This window comes from Blautia parvula (assembly GCF_020215665.1).
Taxonomy (GTDB): Bacteria; Bacillota; Clostridia; order Lachnospirales; family Lachnospiraceae; genus Blautia; species Blautia celeris.
This window is the reverse complement of record NZ_CP084061.1, coordinates 271,140-291,441: the sequence shown is the minus strand read 5'-3', so window position 1 is coordinate 291,441 and position 20,302 is coordinate 271,140. Positions and strand designations below refer to the sequence as shown.

Sequence of the window (20,302 nt, the reverse complement as noted above, 5' to 3'; positions counted from 1 at the left end):
TTGCTTTACCTCTTTCCGCCGGCTTTTCCGGCTTTTTTATAGTATACGGCCGCTGCGTCAAAAAACTGCTTCAGGGCCAGTTGATTTCTAAGTCCCAGTACGCCCTGGGTTCTGCTTCTCACAAAATTCTCCAGCTTTGCCATGTATTCCTCCGGAGTGATCTCCCCCTCCGCCACATAGGTAAGGCCCTTTTCCCAGCTTGCGGTCAGCTCAGGATTTAAAAGAGAGCGGATGGATGCGTTGACCACATCAAAGATCATCTCGCCCAGCAAAGTGGGGGTGATGACCTGGGTCTTCTTATTTAATGCCAGGTACTTGATGGTCATAAGTTTTTTCAGGATCTCCGCCCTGGTGGCACTGGTGCCGATGCCGCTTCCCTTTATCTGCGCCCGCAGCTCCTCGTCCTCTATGAGCTGTCCCGCATTTTCCATAGCCAGGATCATAGAACCGGAAGTATAGCGTTTCGGCGGGGAGGTCTCCCCCTCTTTGATCTGGAAACCCGTGATATCCAGTTCACTGCCTTTTTTGATGGTCTGCAGGATTTCCAGAAAGCCGGTATCCTCTGTCTGCTCCCCATCCTCCTGGGGACTCTCATCCTTCTTTTTTGCGAAAGAGTTCTGCACCACTTTCAGATATCCCTCTGAAACCAGTATTTTAAAGGAGGAAAACAGTCTCTCCTTCTCAATGACAGACACGATACTCACCTTCTGATACACAGCAGGCGGATAAAAAATGCTTAAAAACCTGCGCACCACTGTCTCATAGACCTTTGCCGCCTGGGGGTGGAGGCTGCCCAGAGCACCCATTCCCTGTCCTGTGGGGACAATGGCGTAATGGTCTGTGATCTGTTTGTCATTGACATATCTTGTCTTCTCCAGATTTTTGTAGCTGCCCTTTTCCAGTATCTCTTCCGCAAAGGGTTTTCCGTGCACATAGCCCCGAAGGCCGCTGATGTTCTTATGTATTTCTTTTGCCACCGCAGTGGAGAGCACACGGGCATCGGTCCTTGGATAGGTGACCATTTTTTTCTCATACAGTTCCTGGACAATCTTCAGGGTCTCATCCGGGCTGATCTTAAACATGCGGGAGCAGTCATTCTGAAGCTCTGCCAGATTATAGAGAAGAGGAGGATTTTTATTCTCCTTTTTCTTCTCAATCCTTTCCACCACAGCCTTGTACGGCGGATTGGCGGACAGAATGGCTTTTAACTCCTCTGCGTGTTTTTTCTCCTTGAATCCGTTCTCCTTATAGAGATAAGGAGACTGGAAATACCGGCTGCCCTCCATGGCGCGCCACTCCCCGTCAAAGGGGTGTCCGCCTGCCGAGAAGCTGCCCAGTACACGGTAAAACGGGGTTTTTACAAATTCCCGGATCTCCCGCTCCCTGCGCACCACCATGCCCAGCACGCAGGTCATGACACGGCCCACGGATATGGCCTGGTATTTGCTGCCCAGGTAATTGGACACTGCATTTCCATATTTTAAAGAAAGAAGCCGGGAGAAATTAATACCCATGAGATAATCTTCCTTGGCCCGCAGATACGCGGACGCGGATAAATTGTCATAGGCAGTGATATCCTTTGCCTCCCGGATTCCCCTCAATATCTCTTCCTCTGTCTGGGAATCGATCCACACTCTCTTCTGTTCCTTGTCTTTCACCCCTGCCATCATGGCGACCAGGCGGTAGATATACTCTCCCTCCCGTCCGGAGTCGGTACAGACATAGATGGTGGAAACATCTTCCCGGTTTAAAAGTCCGCTCACGATCTGAAACTGTTTGGATACGGACGGTATGACCTCGTATTTGAATTCTTCAGGCAGAAAAGGCAGGGTCTCCAGACTCCATTTCTTAAATTTTATGTCGTATTTTTCCGGGTAGCTCATGGTGACCAGATGGCCTACACACCAGGTGACAATGGTATTCTCAGATTCCAGATACCCGTCATGCCGGGATGTCTGGACCTTGAGAGCCTTGGCAAATTCCTGTGCCACGCTGGGCTTTTCTGCGATAAATAAAGATTTACTCATAAAAGCTCCTCTTCCATGCAATCAGACCGGAGGGAGCTCCCCGGTCTGACTTTAAGTTTTATTTTTTTGTGATAAATCCTTTGGCTTTCAGTGTCTCTGCGCAAAGGACAGCACCGCCGGCAGCGCCGCGCACGGTGTTATGGGAAAGGCCGATGAACTTGTAATCATATACACTGTCCTCTCTCAGACGTCCCACTGTCACGCCCATTCCCTTTTCGTAATCAACATCCAGGGTAACCTGCGGACGATTGTCTTCTTCCATATAACGGATGAACTGCTTCGGAGCGCTTGGCAGGTCTAATTCCTGGGGAATGCCCTTGAAGTTCACCATTTTTTCGATGAGCTGTTCTTTGGTCGGATTCTTTCTAAACTTTACAAATACGGCTGCTGTATGTCCGTTCAGTACCGGAACACGCACGCACTGTGTGGTGATGACAGGTTCTGCTGCCTTTTCGATCACGCCGTCTTTGATCTCACCCCAGAGACGAAGGGGTTCCTGCTCGCTTTTTTCTTCCTCTCCGCCGATGAAGGGGATTACATTGCCTACCATTTCCGGCCAGTCTTTGAAGGTCTTGCCTGCTCCGGAGATTGCCTGATAAGTGGTTGCCACTACCTCGTATGGCTCAAACTCTCTCCATGCTGTGAGCACCGGTGCGTAGCTCTGAATGGAACAGTTGGGTTTTACGGCGATGAAGCCTCTTGTGGTTCCCAGACGTTTTTTCTGGAATTCGATCACATCAAAGTGCTCCGGATTGATTTCCGGCACTACCATAGGTACATCCGGAGTCCAGCGGTGTGCGCTGTTGTTGGACACAACCGGTGTCTCTGTCTTAGCGTAATCTTCTTCAATGGCTTTGATCTCCTCTTTGCTCATATCCACGGCAGAGAATACAAAGTCAACAGTGGATGCCACTTTCTCTACCTCAGATACATTCATGACTTCCAGCTTTTTCACAGCCTCCGGCATGGGAGTGTCCATTTTCCAGCGTCCGCCCACGGCTTCCTCATATGTCTTGCCTGCGCTTCTTGCGCTGGCTGCCACAGTAACCACCTCAAACCAGGGATGGTTCTCAAGCAGAGAGATGAATCTCTGGCCTACCATTCCTGTTGCACCTAATATACCAACTCTTAATTTCTCACTCATACGGCAATTCTCCTCGTCTATGTATTCTGTGCCCACTTTTGTTTTCCCTGTGCGCACATTTGTTTTTCCTAAACAATACTATAACAAATCCGGGAAAAAAGCAAGTATTTTTTAGTTTTCTTCCAGATATTTTTTGTGCAGTGCCAAAACCTGCTTCATGGCTGCCTCGCCGGGAGCACCGATGGTATTTCTCTTCTCCACGCAGTTTTTCATGCTGATGGCCTCATAGATATCCTCCTTGAATACAGGGCTGATCTCCTGATATTCTTCCAGGCTCATCTCGTCCAGAGAGATGTTTTTCTCTATGCAGGCAAGCACCAGACGTCCCACAATGCCGTGTGCGTCCCGAAAGGGCACACCGTTGTTCACCAGATAGTCTGCCGCGTCTGTGGCGTTGGTAAAGCCGTTCTTGGCGCTCTTTTCCATATTTTCTCTATTGAAGGACATGGTGGCGATCATACCGTTAAACAGAGCGATACAGCCCTTTACCGTGTCAATGGCATCAAAGGTAAACTCCTTATCCTCCTGCATATCTTTATTATACGCCAGAGGAATGCCTTTCATGGTCGTCAGAATGGACATGAGGGCGCCGTAGACACGTCCTGTCTTTCCGCGCACCAGCTCCGCAATATCCGGATTTTTCTTCTGGGGCATAATGCTGCTGCCTGTGCTGTAGCCGTCATCGATCTCCACAAAACGGTACTCATTGGAATTCCAGAGAATGATCTCCTCACAGAAACGGCTCAGATGCATCATTATGGTGGAAAGGCCTGACAAAAGCTCGATCAGATAATCCCTGTCCGCCACAGAATCCATACTGTTCAAGGTAGGCCCGTCAAATCCCAGTGCCTCTGCCGTAAATTCCCGGTCAAGAGGATACGTGGTTCCCGCCAGTGCTCCGCTGCCTAAAGGACAGAGGTTCAGACGCTTACCCATGTCTGCCATACGGCTTCTGTCACGTTTGAACATCTCAAAATACGCGCCGAAGTGATGTGCCAGTGTCACCGGCTGCGCCTTCTGCAGGTGCGTGAATCCGGGCATGTAAGTATGTACATTTTCATCCATGATCCTGTAAATGGATTCCAGCAGTTCTTTTAAAAGGATATCGATCTCCCCGATCTCATCCCTTACGTACATTTTCATATCAAGAGCTACCTGGTCATTGCGGCTTCTGCCTGTGTGCAGTTTCTTGCCCACATCCCCGCAGCGGTCGATCAGGTTAGCCTCCACAAAGCTGTGGATGTCCTCATATTCAGGGGAAAAGGCAAGCGCTCCGCTCTCTATATCTGTCAGAATGCCCTTCAATCCTGCCAGGATCGTCTCCTTCTCCTCCTCTGTGATTATGCCCTGCTTTGCAAGCATAGAAGCATGTGCCATGCTTCCTGTGATATCCTGTTTGTAGAGCTTGTTGTCAAAGCTCAATGACGCGTTGAAATTATATACCAGCTGGTCCGTTTCCTTTGTGAAACGTCCGCCCCATAACTGAGCCATCTTTTCGTACCTCACTTTTTCATTGAATTTTTCCTATGCCATAAGCCGCATATCCCTATCCGGCTTATGGGTAACAGTTTATCATTATCTGTCTGGCCGTGCAAGATTTTTCTCCCTTTTGGAAAATACACAGCCGCAGAAATCCTGCCGGTACAGGCCGTACTCCCGTGAAAGCTCTGTGGAGCGCTTATACCCGTTTTTCTTCTTGAAATCCGAGGGCAGATGGCGGACATGATATTTTTCTTCCAGCTTTTCGCCGATCTCATTGATCTTTGCCGCATTTTTCAGAGGGCTTATTGACAGGGTTGTGGTAAAATAATCATAACCGCCCTCTGCCGCCAGCCTTGCCGCCTCCTCCATACGCATCTCATAGCAGGCAAAGCAGCGCTCCCCGCCCTCCGGGATGTCCTCCATCCCTCTTGCCATCTCAAAAAACTTCTCAGGGCAGTACACCCCTTTTAAAAATTTCGGCTTATGTACAAAAGGCATGGACGCTATGAGCCGCTCAAGCTCCTCCTCCCGCTTCTCATACTCCTCCCTGGGAGAAATATTGGGATTGTAGAAAAAATCTGTGATTTCAAAATACTGGGACAGGTATTCCAGCACATAGCTGCTGCAGGGTGCGCAGCAGCTGTGCAGGAACAGGGTGGGGACTTTTTCTTCCCCTTGTATCTGCTCCAGTATCTTTTCCAGTTCTCTTTGGTAATTTCTGTTCCGGTTCATTTTAAGATTCCCTTTTTAATACTTCATTGCTGTTTGTCTCGCCCTTTTCAAAGGCCACCGCATTGTCCAGCGTAGTCCGGGAGATAGCAGCCAGAGCCTCCTGGGTAAAAAATCCCTGATGGGAAGTGATCATTACATTTGGGAAGGACAGAAGCCTTGCCGTCGTGGAATGCTCCAGGATTTCATCGGATCGGTCCTCAAACACATTCTTGGTCTCCTCCTCATATACATCAAGGCCCACCCCAAAGAACTTGCGGGCGCGGATTCCCTCGATCAGATCCTCTGTCTTTACCAGGCCGCCTCTTGATGTGTTGACCAGGACCACACCGTCCTTCATCTTTGCTATGGTATCCCTGTTGATCAGATGGTAGGTGCTGTCCATTAAAGGGCAGTGCAGGGAGATCAGGTCACTTCTCTCAAGCAGTTCATCGAAAGAGACATACTCCGCAAAATCCAGGTCAGGATTCTGGTACACATCATAGGCAATGACCTTCATGCCAAAGCCGCGGCAGATTCTTGCCATGGCTGCGCCGATCTTACCGGTTCCCACGATCCCCGCTGTCTTCTGGTAGAAATTAAAGCCCATAAGTCCGCTGAGGCTGAAATCATTTTCCCGCACTTTTACATAAGCCTTATGGATCCTGCGGTTTGCGGTGAGGGCCAAAGCCATGGCATGCTCCGCCACCGCCTCAGGTGAATAGCCCGGCACGCGCATAACACGGATGCCGTACATGGCTGCCTTCTCCAGATCCACATTGTTGAAGCCTGCGCAGCGCATAAGCACCAGCCTGACGCCTGCTTCATGAAGGGCTGTCATGGTCTCTGCCCCCACGTCGGAGCTTACAAAGGCGCACACAGCGTCAAAGCCTTTTGCAAGCGGCGCAGTCTTGGGTGCCAGGTCTGTTTTCAGATAGTCGACCTCTATTCCCGGATAATGTTCCAGTTGTTTATCAAAGGATGCCCTGTCGTAGTTCTTGGTGTCAAAAAATAAAATTCTCATAGTTCTGCCTCCTGTTCTTGTCAAACAAAGTTTCCGTTACCGGATAGGTTTCCCAATCCGTACTTATTTTATCAATAATCAAAGAAAAACACAAGTGCCTCCCTTTCCCATATGTCAACCCCCGGCTTTTCATCATATGATACTGTATACCAACCCAAAAAACAGACAGTCTCACACCTGCCTGACGATGGAAAAAAGAAAGGAATGACAACTTATGGATACACCTCTTTTAGAAGTAAAAGATGTCAGTTATGCCTATCATACAAAATCCGGTGAAACACCCGCTCTGTCCCATATATCTTTTTCCGTGGAAAAAGGAGAATTCCTGGCAATCGTCGGCCCTTCGGGCTGCGGAAAATCCACTCTGCTGGATATGCTCTGCGGTCTGCTCACCCCGGAAGAAGGAGAAATTCTTTTAAACGGGAAACCACTCAGCGAATCGGTGACAAACATCGGATATATGCTGCAGAAGGACCACCTCTTTGAATGGCGCACCATCTACAGCAATGTACTGCTGGGCCTGGAGATCCAGAAGAAAAATTCACCCAATGCCAGAGAAAAGGTCAATCATCTTCTGGCCGATTACGGCCTGGATAAATTCAGGGAATCACGTCCCTCCCAGCTTTCCGGCGGTATGCGGCAGCGCGCCGCCCTCATCCGCACCCTGGCTCTGGAACCGGATCTGCTGCTTTTAGACGAACCTTTTTCAGCTTTAGATTATCAGACACGCCTCTCCGTGGGGGATGACATTGGCAAGATCATCAAACGGGAGGAAAAGACCGCCATACTGGTAACCCATGATATCTCGGAGGCCATCAGTATGGCAGACCGGGTCATCATCCTCGGAAAACGCCCGGCAGCGATCAAAAAGATCATCCCCATTGTGCTCACCATTGACAACCGCACGCCTTTTACCTCCAGAAGCGCTCCTGAGTTCAAGAATTATTTTAATGAAATATGGAAGGAGCTAAACCATAATGGCTGAAATAACTTCTATGTCCAGAGGACAAAAGAACTATCTGCAGAAGTTAAGGCGTGATTCCCAGATAGTGAGGCTGATCCGCATCCTTATATTTCTGGTCTTTCTGGCGCTCTGGGAGGGCAGCGCAAGGCTGGGGCTCATCGACTCCTTTATCTTTTCCAGCCCTTCCCAGGTGGTTATGGCCATGTATCACATGATACTGGACGGAACCCTTGCCGTACACACAGGCGTAACGATCTGGGAAACCATTGCCAGCTTCGCCCTGGTGACCGTGTTCGGTGTTGCCATCGCGGTGCTTCTATGGTGCTTCCCTAAGCTCTCCTCTATTTTAGAGCCGTACCTGGTAGTCTTAAATAGTCTGCCGAAATCAGCCCTGGCACCGCTTTTGATCGTGTGGCTGGGCAGCAATATCAAGACCATCATCGTTGCCGGTCTTTCTGTGGCTATTTTCGGGGCTATCCTGAATCTTTACACAGGTTTCTGCGGCACGGACCCGGATAAACTGAAACTGATTTCCACTCTGAGGGGCACGAAAAAGGATGCCCTTTTTAAAGTGGTTCTGCCCTCCTCCGTTCCGCTTATTTTAAGCATTATGAAGGTCAACATCGGCCTGTGTCTGATCGGTGTCGTCATCGGAGAGATGATCGGCAGCAAACGCGGCCTTGGATACCTGATCATCTATTCCAGTCAGGTCTTCAAGCTGGATACCATGATCATGAGCATTGTTATTCTATGCATCATCGCTGCTGTTTTATACAGTCTGATCAATGTGGCTGAGAAAAAATACAGAAAACACTTCTGAAAAATGCAAAAAATCCAGGCGTGTACGGTCCAACTGCCGGCCGCTGCCTGGATTTTCTTTCATTCTGATTCAGATTCCTCCGTGGAATTCTTCCTTGTCTTCTTCCGATGCTTCACACATTCCGTCAGCAGATACTCGATCTGCCCATTGACAGAGCGGAAATCATCTTCCGCCCACTGTGCCAGATCGTTGTACAGAGACGCGGAGAGCCGCAGGGGGATCTGCTTTTTTTGTTTTTCCTTCGGTTTGTTTTCCATGAAGGTCTTCACTCCTGACTAATACAGGGAACCGCTGTTGACGATGGGCTGGGCATCCTTGTTGCCGCAGAGGACAACCAGCAGGTTGCTGACCATGGCTGCCTTCCGCTCCTCATCCAGTTCCACGATATCTTTATCGTTTAATTTCTGCAGGGCCATCTCCACCATGCTGACAGCACCTTCCACGATTTTCTGACGGGCATCTATGATGGCAGCAGCCTGCTGTCTCTGCAGCATGGCAGATGCGATCTCCGGCGCGTATGCCAGATGGGTGATACGCATTTCCAGAATCTTGATCCCCGCATCCTCCACCTTCTCCTGCAGTTCCTGCTGCATGATGCTGGCTACCTCCTGGCTGCTTCCGCGAAGGGAACGCTCATCTCCGCCCTCGCTTGTGTCATAGGGATATCTTCTGGCGGCATTTCTTGTGATGGCATCACACTGGATGGACAGATAGTCCTTGTAATTCTCCACATTGAATACCGCTTTTGTGGCATTTTCCACTTTCCATATGACCACCGTTCCGATCTCAATGGGATTTCCCAGTTCGTCGTTTACCTTCTGCTTTTTGTTGTCCAGGGTCATGGTCTTCAGGGAAACCTTTTTATTGGACTTTGTCTCTGTGTTTTTCTGTTCCGCTTCAATGCCCATGCCCTTCAGGACCGTGGAGCCGGCGCTTCCTGCTGCACGCACTGTGGGATTGATTCCTGTCACAAAGGGATTGACCCAGTAAAAGCCGTTCTGATTCAGGGTTCCGTAATATTTTCCGAACAAAGCCAGCACAAGCGCTTCATTGGGGTTGATGACCTTTAAGCCTGCCAGACATACACTGGCTGTGCAGAGGATCAGGATACCGACTGTTACGCAGAAACCGGACAGCACACTGCTGATCTCAGAGATCACTGCCCCTGAGAGTATCATCAGCACAATACTTCCCACAATGCCCAGGATCAGCAGAAACAGCATCGCCATACCTGACTTCGGATGCAGGATCCTTTCCTCCACGTTCTTGTTCATTGGACTGGTTCCGTCTTTTACTTCCATTATACTTCCTCCTCTTTGAAAGGCCGCACGCGGCAGTAATTAATTTGATATCTTTTTGATATCATCATAATACACCTTATCTATAAAAATGTCAACAAAAAAAGGCTGTCCGTCCCCGTCTTCCGGTTTCGGACAGCCTTTTGGTCCTGATTCTATACTTCAGTCTGTATATCAATGGTATTCAGCTTGTCGCTGTCTTCCTCTTCCTTATGTCCCACAGTACCGGCCACAATATAGTAGCCGAACTTGGAATCATAGAAGAACTCTTTTACCAGGGAGAATCCTTCTATCTTTCCCGTACTGCTCACATGCATCAGAGGTCCGGTACAGGAAATGATATCATCCCCGAATTTCACATGCTCCTCATCATAATATGTGATGGGCAGATCCTGTGCGATAAGCTCTTTCATCTTCTTTTCAATCTCCACCAGATCAAAATTCACCGGCTTTTCGGAATAATCCAGCATAAATCCATGGCGGATGTCCGCGCGGACATAGCTTGGACGCTCAATGTCCCTGACCACATAGCCGAATAAATCCTCTGCGCTGTGCGCCATCTTCCTGTAGATCAGGGATTTGAACACAATATCAGCTATATTCTGGGGCAACGGTCCGAACAGGGAAGGACGTGTCACAATGACCTCCTCACCGATGCCGACCATCAGATCCGCATTCCTTTTCAGCACAGGATACAGAATCTCAAAATGCTCCACGATCACTCTCTTGTGCTGGGAAGTCACCCGTATGATGGCCTCCGCGATGGTCTCCAGATCCACATATTTTCTCGCGGCTCTGGCATCCACGTGGAAGGTCCTGGGGGTATAGAATCCCACATCCTCCGCGTTCAGCAGGGGCATGTTGGTGATATCATACTCGTCATCCCCGTCCACTACCTGAATCCCCGGAAACATACCCTTGATCATCATGCTTTTTCCGGAGTCCTTGGCACCGATGATACCGATAATACGGTCAAACGGGTTCAGATACATCTGGGCAATCTTCTTTCCCAGTTCCATCATTCTACGGTTTCCTCTCGGTGCATAGAAAAAATTATACAGATTGCACTCATGGCGTACATTGTTGTAAATCATAAAAACCTCTCCCTATAAATATGTTTTTTGTTCCCCAATGGCTTGTAACTCTTACTATCCCAACTATAGCACAAAACCGGGCAGTTGTACACGGTTTTGTCCCGTGTATCTGCCCGGCTGACGCTGTAGTGTTATGTCGTTTTACTTCAGGAAACCGTTAATGATCTGTGCTTCCGCCTCTTCCTCTGTAAGGCCCAGGGTCATGAGCTTGATGATCTGCTCCCCTGCGATCTTACCAATGGCTGCCTCATGAATGAGCGCCGCATCGGAGCTGTTCGCGGTGATCTCCGGGATGGAGCTGATCTTGGCATTGCCCACTATGATGGCGTCACATTCCGTATGGCCGCTGCAGGCCGCGTTTCCGTTGAGCACGGACTGGAAGAGCTGACGGGAATCATCCTTTGCCACCGAACGTGATATGATATTGGCACCTGAATTTTCCCCGTCCATATCCACAATGAAACGGCTCTCCGCATCCTGGGTTCCGTGTGTCATGAGACGCTCCATCACTTTTAAGCTGGCGCCTTCCTTTAACTTTGCCCTTGTCATGCGCTTTGTGGAGTCCACGCCTTTGATCTGCACCGTATCCATCTCCATGACGCTGTTCTCCCCGATTTCTATGATCGTCTCCGGGTTCATGATGCGCTCGCCTTTGCCGTCCCCGCTGCCATAGTGTTTTTCCACATATTTCACTCTGGAATTTTTGCCGATGAAAAAGCTGTGGATGCCGTCATGGCGGCTTGATGCATCCCCGCCGTTGTGGATGCCGCAGCCTGCGATGATAGTCACATCACAGTCATCGCCCACGTAAAAGTCATTGTAGACCACCTCTTCAAGCCCTGCCTGGCTCATGACCACCGGGATATGGACACTCTCTTTCCTGGTGCCGTCCTTGATGCGGATGATGATTCCGTCTCCCTCTTCTCTTGTGGTGATCTCGATATGCTCTGTGCTGTTTCTGCCTTCACTTTTTCCGTTCGCCCGGATGTTGTATGCTCCCACCGGGATTTCATGCAGCCCGGCCACTGCTTCCAGTAATTGTTTCTGTATTGCGTCCATTATTTTACTCCCCCATCCTTCCAGATTTTGCAGCCGGAATAGTCATCCACACCTTCCAGCAAAGCGGGAAGCACTTCCTCTTTGCTTCCGCGGCTCACCAGTTTTCCGTCTGCGATCACCAGAATTTCATCTGCAATGTTCAGGATCCTCTCCTGGTGTGAGATGATCAGAATGGAGCCGTGAATCTCCCTGTGCATATTTTCAAACACATGGATCAGGTTCTGGAAGCTCCACAGGTCAATGCCGGCCTCAGGCTCATCAAATACGGACATCCTGGTCCCCCTCGCCATAACGGTGGCGATCTCGATCCTCTTCATCTCCCCTCCGGAAAGGCTTGCGTTGACTTCGCGGTTGATGTAGTCTTTTGCGCATAATCCCACCTCAGAGAGATACTGACAGGCTCCGGCAACGGTAATGTTTTCCCCGGATGCCAGCCGGATCAGGTCAAGCACGGTCACTCCTTTAAAACGCACCGGCTGCTGAAAGGCATAGCTGATGCCTTTTTTCGCCCTCTCCGTAATGTTCAGTTCCGTGATATCCTCACCGTCCAGGTAGATCCTTCCCTCCGTGGGCTTCTCAATACCGGCAATGATCTTTGCCAGCGTGGATTTTCCGCCGCCGTTTGGTCCTGTGATGGCAATAAATTTGTTGTCTTCCAGAGTAAAGCTTACACGCTCCAGAATCCCTTTCTCCTTTGTCTCCTCTTCGACTTTAAAGGAGACATCCCTCAGTTCCAGCATTTTTCATTTCCTCCGATGTCATCTTCATCTTTTTATGTTTATAAATCCCGGTTCCTATGTTATAATATCAGCAATGGGCCAAAGGATGGCTCAACCGTGGATTTAATTCCGTAACTATTCAGCCAGCTGAAAAGTTACGGGTATTCGCCCATTAAAAATCGCTGTGCGATGGGGCGAATACATGCTGCCACTATTCTATCACACGGTCAGCACAGTAAATGTGCAGACCTGACTGCGCAGCTGTTTAATTCCTACAAAAACAGTACACTATATTACAAAATTTGTCAAAAGAAAAATGGAGATATTTTCAATGGACGCAAAAAATATGGATTTTACCCTGGAAGAACTGAAAATCCTGGCGGAAAACGGTCAGAAGGATCTGCAGTATGCCGTAGGCTTTTACTATGAAAACGGCATACACACCCTGACTGATTACGCACAGGCCGCCCAGTGGTATGAAAAAGCAGCCGAAAAAGACCATGTGGACGCGCTGCTGCACCTGGGATTTCTCTATGCCCAGGGAAAAGGCGTAAAAAAAGACGAAACAAGAGCATTTTCCTACATCAAACGCGCGGCTGAGACGGGCAGTAAAAATGCCCAGTATAATCTGGCCAGATGTTATGAGGAAGGCATTGGGACCAGACAGGATTATTCCAAAGCCTTTGACTGGTATAAGAAAGCCGGACAGCAGGGCGACTACCGGGCCATGTGCTGCATGGGCGGTTATTTTTTAAGCGGCCAGGCAGTGCCGCAGAGCACAGAGCGGGCATTCCAGCTCTTTGAAAAGGCGGCAAACGCCAACATCCCGGCCGCACAGTACAATCTGTCCATCCTCTACCGCTACGGCGAAGGTGTGGAAAAAGACGAGGCGAAAGCCGACCTGTGGCTGACAAAAGCCGCCCAGAACGGTTTCAAGCTGGCAAAGGACGCCCTTCACGGAGAGCAGGAATAAAAATATATCATTTACATAAAGGAGAAAACAACCATGGAAGTAGATTACAGAACTTATCTGAGACATTACCCGGACAGAAACGGACGCTTCGGCCCTTACGGCGGCGCCTACCTGACAGAAGAGCTGGTTCCGGCCTTTGAGGAGATCGCAGACGCATACCAGACCATCTGCCATTCCTCCCAGTTCATCAGTGAACTGCGCCGCATCCGCAAGGAATTCCAGGGAAGACCCACACCGGTCTATCACTGCGAGCGCCTGTCAAGAACCATCGGCAACTGCCAGATCTACCTGAAAAGAGAGGATCTGAACCACACCGGAGCCCACAAGCTGAACCACTGTATGGGGGAAGGGCTGCTGGCAAAATTCATCGGCAAAAAACGTCTTATCGCAGAGACAGGTGCCGGACAGCACGGCGTAGCCATCGCTACAGCGGCGGCTTTCTTCGGATTAGAGTGTGAAGTGCACATGGGTGAGGTGGATATTGCCAAACAGGCTCCCAATGTGACACGTATGAAGATCCTGGGCGCCAAGGTGGTTCCCGTCACACACGGCAACAAGACCCTGAAAGAGGCCGTGGATTCCGCTTTTGAATCCTATGCTAAGAACTATAAGGACTCCATCTACTGTATCGGCTCCGCAGTGGGCCCCCATCCCTTCCCTCTCATGGTCAGGGATTTCCAGTACATCGTAGGCGAGGAGGCAAAAGACCAGTTTAAAGAGATGACCGGCCTGCTTCCCGATGTAGTCTGCGCAAGCGTAGGCGGCGGCAGCAACTCCATCGGCATGTTCGTTCCCTTCGTGGATGAACCGGTGGACATTGTCGGTGTGGAACCTCTCGGAAGAGGCACCGGCATGGGTGACCACGCCGCATCCATGCAGTACGGGGAAAAAGGTGTTATGCACGGATTTGAAAGTATCATGCTGAAGGACGACAAAGGCGAGCCGGCTCCTGTATACTCCATTGCCAGCGGACTGGACTATCCTTCTGTGGGACCGGAGCACGCATTCCTCCGCGACCTGGGCAGAGTGCAGTACGACACCGTCAGCGATGAGGAGGCCATGGACGCATTCTTCAAGCTGTCCCGCACAGAGGGCATCATTCCGGCCATTGAGAGTGCCCACGCGGTTGCCTATGCCATGCGGAAAGCAAAAGAGATGAAACAAGGCTCCATTCTCGTAAATCTGAGCGGACGCGGAGACAAGGATATTGACTACGTGGTAGAGCATTACGGCTACGGAGAGCAGTTCTTTAAATAAACTGAATAGTTACAACAACAGATACGAAAGAGAGTCCGGCGCACACATTCCGCCGGACTCTCTTTTACTTATTTCACATAAAATCCAATACATTTCATACCCGTATCAAACGTGACTGTATACTGGGCCTTCCCCTCCTCATATTTGGCCAGAAGCACCACCACCGCATACGGTGTCTCCGTATCCTTGTCCTGTCCTCCCACCACACTTATCTTCTCATAGGATTCAAATTCACCCAGCTTGTCAAAGACATAATCCAGATTCTCCTGAAGCTGTTCATATTCGATTCCCTGGCGCATGACAGGGGCAAAGGTATTCTCATACACATCCTTCAATTCACCGGAATTTACCTGGTTAATCATGGTTTCAGCGGCTTCCTTGACTTCCTCCTCGTCAAATTTGTCGGAAAGCTTATTTCCGCATCCCGCCGCAGATGTCCCAATCAGGCATATGACCCCCAGCAAAAAACATCTCTTCCGAATCTTTCGCCATATCTCCATCCCTCTTCACCTCACATTTCCTTTTGCTCATCCGGTATCATGATACTCACCTGGAACTCCTCATCCGTCTGGGAGATTTTCATGGTACCCCCATATTTGCCCAGGGCACTCCGCACATTCTGCAGTCCCAGCCGCTGATGCTTCTGTCCTGCTCTCTCCTTTTTCTTCCCTTTTGAATTCATCATTTTGATCACAAGGAAGGAATGGATGTTTTGTATCTGCAGGGAAAAGTATCTGTTTTCCCCCTCCCCCATGGCCTCCGCCGCATTGTCCAGAAGATTTGCGAATATGGTGGTGATATCGATCTCCCGGATTCTGTCCAGGCATCCGTCGCAGATATCCAGCTCCAGCCTTGCATCCCGCATGGATGCCTGCCCCAGCTTCTCATTCAATATGATATTCAGCATCCGGTTGCCCGTATACCAGGTATGGCCTGTCTGGTTCAGCAGATGGAAAACCTCCTCCGCATAGGCCCTGGCCTTGTCTGTCTCCCCGCTCTCATAGAGACGGGCCACTGCCTGCATGTGGTTCTTGGCATCATGTATGGCCTTTCTGGAAGCCTGATAACTCTCCTCCAGAGTCTGGTAGTGCTGGTAAAGCAGCTCTGACTCCTGCTTGTAGAGCTTTTCCTCCCTGAGTGCCCGACTGCCCTTCCCTGTCTGCCTGAAGAGATACAAGAGCAGCAGGTTCATGGCAAATATCAGAATAATATTCAGGATCACCGGACCGAATCCATACCTGAGCACAAAGAAATCTGCACTCATCCAGATAATAGATACCATAAATACAATGGAGAACAGCGGAAGCAGCAGGAAGAAAAAATACTGCCGCTTATAGAGAAAAAAACGATTCTCCTCCTCCTCGTCCTTTTTTACGATCGCGAGAATAAAATACGTCCAGAAAAATTCCGTGAACCATTTGACCAGCAAGAGGATCAACTGCATATTGTCTACCCTCTCCAGGCCTACGCGCAGAAGGGTCAGTGCAGTCATGTTCGTAAAGATCCACTGCACTACAAAGACACTTGTTATCTGGCAGAGAAAAAATCCCAGACAATATACCAGACAGTAAAAATAAGACACCCCGTTTGGCCGATACAATACGGTTTCCATGAAAAATACCATCAATACAATGGAAAAGGTAACGACCCATTCACTCCGGGAATACTGGACCAGCAGGCAAAAAACAGCAAAAGCCGCAAACGATGCAGGATATACCCATGCCTTATCCATACGCCGTTCCCCGGTTCTGTTCATGAACCAGTAAAACAAAAATCCCAGCACAGACAGATCCACTGCCATCAGAATATAGTCAAACACCCGGTTACCACCTTCTTCCTATCCCATCTTATCCGCCAGATAAAGACTGAGTTTTTCCTTGAACTGCACTGCCTGCTTCTGGGACAGAGGAATCCACTCCCCGTTCATCATGAGGATCTCGTACCCCTTGATATTCTTCACATGGTACAGGTTCACCACAAAGCTTTTATGGGGAACGGAAAATCCATACTCTCCCATCTTACCGGCAATGTCGGATATCTTCCCCCGCATCTCATGGGTAACTTCCTTTGTCTTCATGAAAATACGCCGGTTCTGATACTCAAAATAATAGATTGCATCCACCGGAAGCCTCACAAGCCCTTCCACGGTGGAAAACTCCACCTGCTTTACCTCCGGCGTCTCTTCCTCCTGCCAGAGCATGGCATCCTCGATCTGCTTCCAAAGCTTCTCCTGCTTCACAGGCTTCAGCAGGTAGCCAAAAGCATGGACAGAAAAAGCTCGTCCTGCATATTCCTTGTAGGAGGTCACATATACGATCTTCACCTTCCTGTCATGGACGCGAATCCTCCGTGCAGTCTCGATTCCATCTATGCCCCTCATATCAATATCCAGAAAAATCAGGTCATACACATGCCCCGACCGAAGCAGGTCCTCCCCGCTGCTGTATCCGTCCGCGCAGAGTTTCTGTTTCGGATACGTCTCTATCAGTTCTCTTAAAAAAGATACTGCAGTCTCGTCATCATCACACACTGCGATACGCATCTTTCTCCTCCTGTCGTCTTCATCTGCTTTTATTTATTATAGCCCTGTCCTCTGTTCTGCTCAATACATGCGGCACAGGGTACAGAAAATTGTGCACAAGATGTTATTGTTCACACTCCACTGTCCCGCGAGGTGTTTTCAGGCCGAAGGCATGAAAATCCCGAGACAGCCAGCGCGATATGGAGCAGAATGCTGCATATCTGTGCATCGCGAAGCGTGATACTGGGCACGCAGTGAACAGTATCACAAGATGTTATTGTTCATACTCCACTGTCCCGCCAGGTGTTTATAAGTCATTCTCAATGTCATCCAGCTCTTTTAAAATGTTCCTCTGTTCCTCTTCAAAAAGAAGTTTTTTGTTGTATTTATAATAGCTGTCACATCCGTTTTCACTGATAAACTGAATGCTGTAGGGATTTGTGTTCAGTTCTGTGATAAAAATCACCATCTCCTGACTGTCCCCAAACGCCAGCTCCAGAAAATCAAAAGCATTCTGCAGGGCACCGCCGGTCTCAAGGACCATGTTCTCCCGTTTGGCGGATTCCTGCCCAAAATGACCGGCCGCACCGGTAAATATCTCCTCCGGCATCAGGCCCTCCCTCTCACCGGCCTCAGCCTCTTTTAACCGCGCTTTTAAAAATCCTATAGTCTTCACAGCCGCATGGCGCGCGGGAGCTGTAAACTGACCCGCGTTTTCTTTCCTCTCATAATCCGCCTGCTCCCGGTCAAGAAGCAGCGCAAGTGATGCGGAAGGCGATGTGCCTTCCCCCATCTCCCGCTTCCAGCCCTTCAGCTTCTCATAGAGGGTCGTTACATACAGGTCCATCTCATAGTACGCGTAAAATCTGGTACCCAGATGCCCCACAAGCAGTCCCACCACACTGAATTTTTCATCAAAGGACGCCAGCTTCAGTTTATCCACCGCAAATTTTTCAAAACGGCCTGCCAGCACCTCCTCGATCCGGTAATCCGTCCTGTATTTTTCAAAGAGTTCCAGATAGTTGGCAAAATCCCTAGCCGCCTTCCCGTGCTGGATATACTGGCCCACCACTTCCCTGTCCGCTCTTTTTCCCAGCTTTTCATAGGCATAGAGGAACTGGGACAGATCCTCCCATCCTCTGGCTGTGGCGAACATGCGCCCGTCCACACTGGTCTCCATGCGGTAAAAATTATCTTTGTGAATATCCAGATAGGAGATCACAGCCGGATGGATACCTGCACTGTAGGCATATTCTTTCCACACGCCGAAATCTTCTTCCACGTCAATCCTGCGGATCCGGTCAAGAGTCACCACGTCAAACTCCCGGACAGATTTATTGTACTCCGGAGGATTGCCTGCTGCTACAATGATCCAGCCCTTGGGCACAGACTGATTGCCGAAGGTCTTGCACTGCAGAAACTGCAGCATGGTGGGCGCAAGCGTCTCAGACACACAGTTGATCTCATCAATAAAAAGGATTCCCTCCTTTATCTTCGTCTCCTCCATCCTGTCATACACAGAGGATATGATCTCACTCATGGTATATTCTGTCACGGAATGGGACTTCCCGCCGTATTCCTTCTCCCTGATAAAAGGCAGCCCCACGGCACTCTGCCTGGTGTGGTGGGTAATGGTATAGGATACCAGGTTGATCTCACATTCCCTGGCGATCTGCTCCATGATCTGTGTCTTTCCGATTCCCGGAGGGCCCATCAGCAGAATGGGGCGCTGCCGGATGGAAGGAATGCAGTATTCTCCATAGGCGTCCTTGATCAGATATGCCTCTATAGCGTCCTTGATCTCCTGTTTTGCTCGTTTAATGTTCATCTGTAATTCCCTCTTTGTATGCTTCCATTTCCTCCTGGTCCAGATATATTTTTATGGCCCAGGCAGGTACATCTATCTCTTCATATTCTTTCTGCATCAGCACGAATGCTGTTTCGTACCGCGGCATTTTCTGCGGAAATATCCCTTTTCCGTCGGTAAAATATAACAGCCCTTTCAGGCTTGTAAATTCTCTTTTCGCCAGCAGCTCCTCCACCCGGGTGAAAACAGGCCTGAAATCCGTCCCTCCCTGGCCCAGAAGCTCCAGATGTTCCATATAGGCCTTAAGCTCCTCCTGAGACGTGATCTTGTCATCACTTTGCACCACCTCATCGCACTGGATGATATGGATATTGATCTTCCTGAAAAAGCTCTCTGTCTCCCTCAGAATAGAATAGGTCTCCTTCAAAAAAGCTTTCACCAGTTCACCGGAACAGGACATGGAGGTGTCAATGGCTATGACAAACTCCTCCACCTTCTTTACCTCCCGGCTCTCCTGAGGCTCGATCAAAGGCATATTGCCGTACAGGGAAAGTCCGTAGCTGTAGAACCCATAGTCAAAGGAATCCGGGTCAATCTGCTGCTCCTCCTTCAGCACCGCGAATTTCTGCAGGAACCTGCGGTAGTCATAGGAATCCCTGTTTTCCACCTTGATCTGTTCCAAGATTCCCTCCGAAGCTCCGACTGCAGAGTCCTGGCCGAAGCTCTGCAGCTCCGTTTCCATCTTATCGCGGATGTCATCCCAGTTTTCTTTCGGGCGCTGACTGGGTGCCCTTCTCTTTCCCCCGCTCCACAGGCTGTGGTCATCCACATAGAACTCCTCTTTCAGCCTCCGGAGCCGTTCCAAATCCGGCTTATCCTCCAGAAGGGCGCCAAAAACCCCCTCCGCGTTCAAAACCCTGCGCTTCTTTCCAAGCGATGCATACGTCTCCCGCCTCAATACAGAGGTCGGGCGGCGCACACAGTGCAGAGGGATACTGTCGATCATGGCTTCACTGGCAATATCACAGGAGACCTCCCACAAAAGATCCGCCGTCTCCTCTTCAACCAGTCTGGATGCCCGCTTTTTTCTCAGGCGTACATCTTTCCACGGATGGGCAAATATGCAGTGAAACACCATGTGCAGATACGCCCGGTTTACAAAAACACGCCCCTGCCGGTAAAGGCCCCCCAGATAAGAAGGGTTATAATAAAGTCCCACACCATCTGTACCCAGAGTCCCCATCTCCGGATTCTGTACATAGGAAAAGGCGGAGAGGGCCACATCCAGGAATCGCATGTGCAGATAAAGCTCACTTCTGGACGAGGCCAGGATTCTGATACACACTTCATTGATACGTTTTTCCATTTCCTGTGCCATTTTTTTACTCCATTATTGTTTCGATCC

The 20,302-nt window shown here is 49.7% G+C and carries 19 protein-coding genes; 4 read left to right on the top strand and 15 right to left on the bottom strand.

Annotated features, from left to right (window positions below; translation table 11 throughout):
* Window positions 1–5: 5 nt before the first annotated feature.
* The 5 genes from LC508_RS01485 to LC508_RS01465 all read right to left on the bottom strand — a co-directional run bounded on the left by LC508_RS01485 (window position 6) and on the right by LC508_RS01465 (window position 6,385).
* On the bottom strand, window positions 6–2,027 hold the full coding sequence (locus LC508_RS01485) for a DNA topoisomerase (RefSeq protein WP_103731621.1): 2,022 nt from the start codon (window positions 2,025–2,027) through the stop codon (window positions 6–8).
* Between the two features lie 58 nt (window positions 2,028–2,085).
* Window positions 2,086–3,171 (bottom strand): aspartate-semialdehyde dehydrogenase, encoded by a 1,086-nt coding sequence (asd, locus tag LC508_RS01480; protein WP_033143459.1) that lies wholly within the window; start codon window positions 3,169–3,171, stop codon window positions 2,086–2,088.
* 111 nt (window positions 3,172–3,282) lie between these two features.
* Window positions 3,283–4,662 carry an argininosuccinate lyase gene (argH, locus tag LC508_RS01475; RefSeq protein WP_103731620.1) on the bottom strand — a complete coding sequence of 460 codons (1,380 nt, stop codon included), beginning with the start codon at window positions 4,660–4,662 and terminating at the stop codon, window positions 3,283–3,285.
* 84 nt (window positions 4,663–4,746) lie between these two features.
* Window positions 4,747–5,385, bottom strand: a complete 639-nt coding sequence (locus LC508_RS01470) for an epoxyqueuosine reductase QueH (RefSeq protein ID WP_033143461.1) — start codon at window positions 5,383–5,385, stop codon at window positions 4,747–4,749.
* Window position 5,386: 1 nt separating this feature from the next.
* A complete protein-coding gene (locus tag LC508_RS01465; protein ID WP_103731619.1) occupies window positions 5,387–6,385 on the bottom strand; it encodes a 2-hydroxyacid dehydrogenase in 999 nt (332 codons plus the stop codon).
* 214 nt (window positions 6,386–6,599) lie between these two features.
* On the opposite strand from LC508_RS01465, the gene LC508_RS01460 reads away from it, so the two are divergent.
* Window positions 6,600–7,370, top strand: coding sequence for an ABC transporter ATP-binding protein (locus LC508_RS01460; RefSeq protein ID WP_033143463.1), 771 nt, complete (start codon window positions 6,600–6,602; stop codon window positions 7,368–7,370).
* Window positions 7,363–8,169 (top strand): ABC transporter permease, encoded by an 807-nt coding sequence (locus LC508_RS01455; protein ID WP_181014430.1) that lies wholly within the window; start codon window positions 7,363–7,365, stop codon window positions 8,167–8,169. Before LC508_RS01460 ends, LC508_RS01455 begins: the two co-directional genes overlap by 8 nt.
* A gap of 59 nt (window positions 8,170–8,228) precedes the next feature.
* Here LC508_RS01455 and LC508_RS01450 read toward each other — a convergent pair whose 3' ends face one another.
* From LC508_RS01450 to LC508_RS01430, 5 genes are all read right to left on the bottom strand, one after another.
* The gene (locus tag LC508_RS01450; RefSeq protein ID WP_103731618.1) at window positions 8,229–8,426 is read right to left on the bottom strand and encodes a ribbon-helix-helix domain-containing protein; all 198 of its coding nucleotides are present in this window, start codon (window positions 8,424–8,426) and stop codon (window positions 8,229–8,231) included.
* Window positions 8,427–8,444: 18 nt separating this feature from the next.
* Window positions 8,445–9,470, bottom strand: a complete 1,026-nt coding sequence (locus LC508_RS01445) for an SPFH domain-containing protein (RefSeq protein WP_054352377.1) — start codon at window positions 9,468–9,470, stop codon at window positions 8,445–8,447.
* A gap of 152 nt (window positions 9,471–9,622) precedes the next feature.
* The gene (locus tag LC508_RS01440) at window positions 9,623–10,561 is read right to left on the bottom strand and encodes a hypothetical protein (RefSeq protein WP_033143466.1); all 939 of its coding nucleotides are present in this window, start codon (window positions 10,559–10,561) and stop codon (window positions 9,623–9,625) included.
* A 141-nt stretch (window positions 10,562–10,702) separates the two neighbouring features.
* Window positions 10,703–11,620, bottom strand: a complete 918-nt coding sequence (locus tag LC508_RS01435; RefSeq protein WP_054352376.1) for a SufB/SufD family protein — start codon at window positions 11,618–11,620, stop codon at window positions 10,703–10,705.
* Complete coding sequence (locus LC508_RS01430; protein ID WP_033143468.1) at window positions 11,620–12,360, bottom strand: ABC transporter ATP-binding protein; 741 nt, start codon at window positions 12,358–12,360, stop codon at window positions 11,620–11,622. Before LC508_RS01430 ends, LC508_RS01435 begins: the two co-directional genes overlap by 1 nt.
* A 310-nt stretch (window positions 12,361–12,670) precedes the next feature.
* On the opposite strand from LC508_RS01430, the gene LC508_RS01425 reads away from it, so the two are divergent.
* Entirely contained in the window at window positions 12,671–13,312 is a 642-nt protein-coding gene (locus LC508_RS01425; RefSeq protein ID WP_033143469.1) for a tetratricopeptide repeat protein, read from the top strand.
* Window positions 13,313–13,345: 33 nt separating this feature from the next.
* Entirely contained in the window at window positions 13,346–14,569 is a 1,224-nt protein-coding gene (gene trpB / locus LC508_RS01420; RefSeq protein ID WP_033143470.1) for a tryptophan synthase subunit beta, read from the top strand.
* A 68-nt stretch (window positions 14,570–14,637) separates the two neighbouring features.
* On the opposite strand, the gene LC508_RS01415 is transcribed toward trpB, so the two are convergent.
* The 5 genes from LC508_RS01415 to LC508_RS01395 form a co-directional block, all read right to left on the bottom strand.
* A complete protein-coding gene (locus LC508_RS01415; protein WP_054352375.1) occupies window positions 14,638–15,069 on the bottom strand; it encodes a DUF3887 domain-containing protein in 432 nt (143 codons plus the stop codon).
* Window positions 15,070–15,080: 11 nt separating this feature from the next.
* Entirely contained in the window at window positions 15,081–16,388 is a 1,308-nt protein-coding gene (locus tag LC508_RS01410) for a sensor histidine kinase (RefSeq protein WP_103731617.1), read from the bottom strand.
* Window positions 16,389–16,406: 18 nt separating this feature from the next.
* Window positions 16,407–17,111, bottom strand: a complete 705-nt coding sequence (locus tag LC508_RS01405) for a LytR/AlgR family response regulator transcription factor (RefSeq protein WP_033143471.1) — start codon at window positions 17,109–17,111, stop codon at window positions 16,407–16,409.
* A 286-nt stretch (window positions 17,112–17,397) separates the two neighbouring features.
* Window positions 17,398–18,918 (bottom strand): ATP-binding protein, encoded by a 1,521-nt coding sequence (locus LC508_RS01400; RefSeq protein ID WP_054352372.1) that lies wholly within the window; start codon window positions 18,916–18,918, stop codon window positions 17,398–17,400.
* On the bottom strand, window positions 18,908–20,275 hold the full coding sequence (locus LC508_RS01395; RefSeq protein WP_054352371.1) for a vWA domain-containing protein: 1,368 nt from the start codon (window positions 20,273–20,275) through the stop codon (window positions 18,908–18,910). The genes LC508_RS01400 and LC508_RS01395 overlap by 11 nt, the downstream gene beginning before the upstream one ends.
* Between the last annotated feature and the right edge of the window lie 27 nt (window positions 20,276–20,302).

Coding starts and splice junctions, on each gene's coding strand:
- LC508_RS01450 (WP_103731618.1), bottom strand. CDS start 8,426: ATGGAAAACAAACCGAAGGAAAAACAAAAAAAGCAGATCCCCCTGCGG.
- LC508_RS01395 (WP_054352371.1), bottom strand. CDS start 20,275: ATGGCACAGGAAATGGAAAAACGTATCAATGAAGTGTGTATCAGAATC.
- LC508_RS01430 (WP_033143468.1), bottom strand. CDS start 12,360: ATGCTGGAACTGAGGGATGTCTCCTTTAAAGTCGAAGAGGAGACAAAG.
- LC508_RS01460 (WP_033143463.1), top strand. CDS start 6,600: ATGGATACACCTCTTTTAGAAGTAAAAGATGTCAGTTATGCCTATCAT.
- LC508_RS01445 (WP_054352377.1), bottom strand. CDS start 9,470: ATGGAAGTAAAAGACGGAACCAGTCCAATGAACAAGAACGTGGAGGAA.
- LC508_RS01455 (WP_181014430.1), top strand. CDS start 7,363: ATGGCTGAAATAACTTCTATGTCCAGAGGACAAAAGAACTATCTGCAG.
- LC508_RS01485 (WP_103731621.1), bottom strand. CDS start 2,027: ATGAGTAAATCTTTATTTATCGCAGAAAAGCCCAGCGTGGCACAGGAA.
- LC508_RS01465 (WP_103731619.1), bottom strand. CDS start 6,385: ATGAGAATTTTATTTTTTGACACCAAGAACTACGACAGGGCATCCTTT.
- trpB (WP_033143470.1), top strand. CDS start 13,346: ATGGAAGTAGATTACAGAACTTATCTGAGACATTACCCGGACAGAAAC.
- LC508_RS01470 (WP_033143461.1), bottom strand. CDS start 5,385: ATGAACCGGAACAGAAATTACCAAAGAGAACTGGAAAAGATACTGGAG.
- argH (WP_103731620.1), bottom strand. CDS start 4,662: ATGGCTCAGTTATGGGGCGGACGTTTCACAAAGGAAACGGACCAGCTG.
- LC508_RS01415 (WP_054352375.1), bottom strand. CDS start 15,069: ATGGAGATATGGCGAAAGATTCGGAAGAGATGTTTTTTGCTGGGGGTC.
- LC508_RS01400 (WP_054352372.1), bottom strand. CDS start 18,918: ATGAACATTAAACGAGCAAAACAGGAGATCAAGGACGCTATAGAGGCA.
- asd (WP_033143459.1), bottom strand. CDS start 3,171: ATGAGTGAGAAATTAAGAGTTGGTATATTAGGTGCAACAGGAATGGTA.
- LC508_RS01425 (WP_033143469.1), top strand. CDS start 12,671: ATGGACGCAAAAAATATGGATTTTACCCTGGAAGAACTGAAAATCCTG.
- LC508_RS01440 (WP_033143466.1), bottom strand. CDS start 10,561: ATGATTTACAACAATGTACGCCATGAGTGCAATCTGTATAATTTTTTC.
- LC508_RS01405 (WP_033143471.1), bottom strand. CDS start 17,111: ATGCGTATCGCAGTGTGTGATGATGACGAGACTGCAGTATCTTTTTTA.
- LC508_RS01435 (WP_054352376.1), bottom strand. CDS start 11,620: ATGGACGCAATACAGAAACAATTACTGGAAGCAGTGGCCGGGCTGCAT.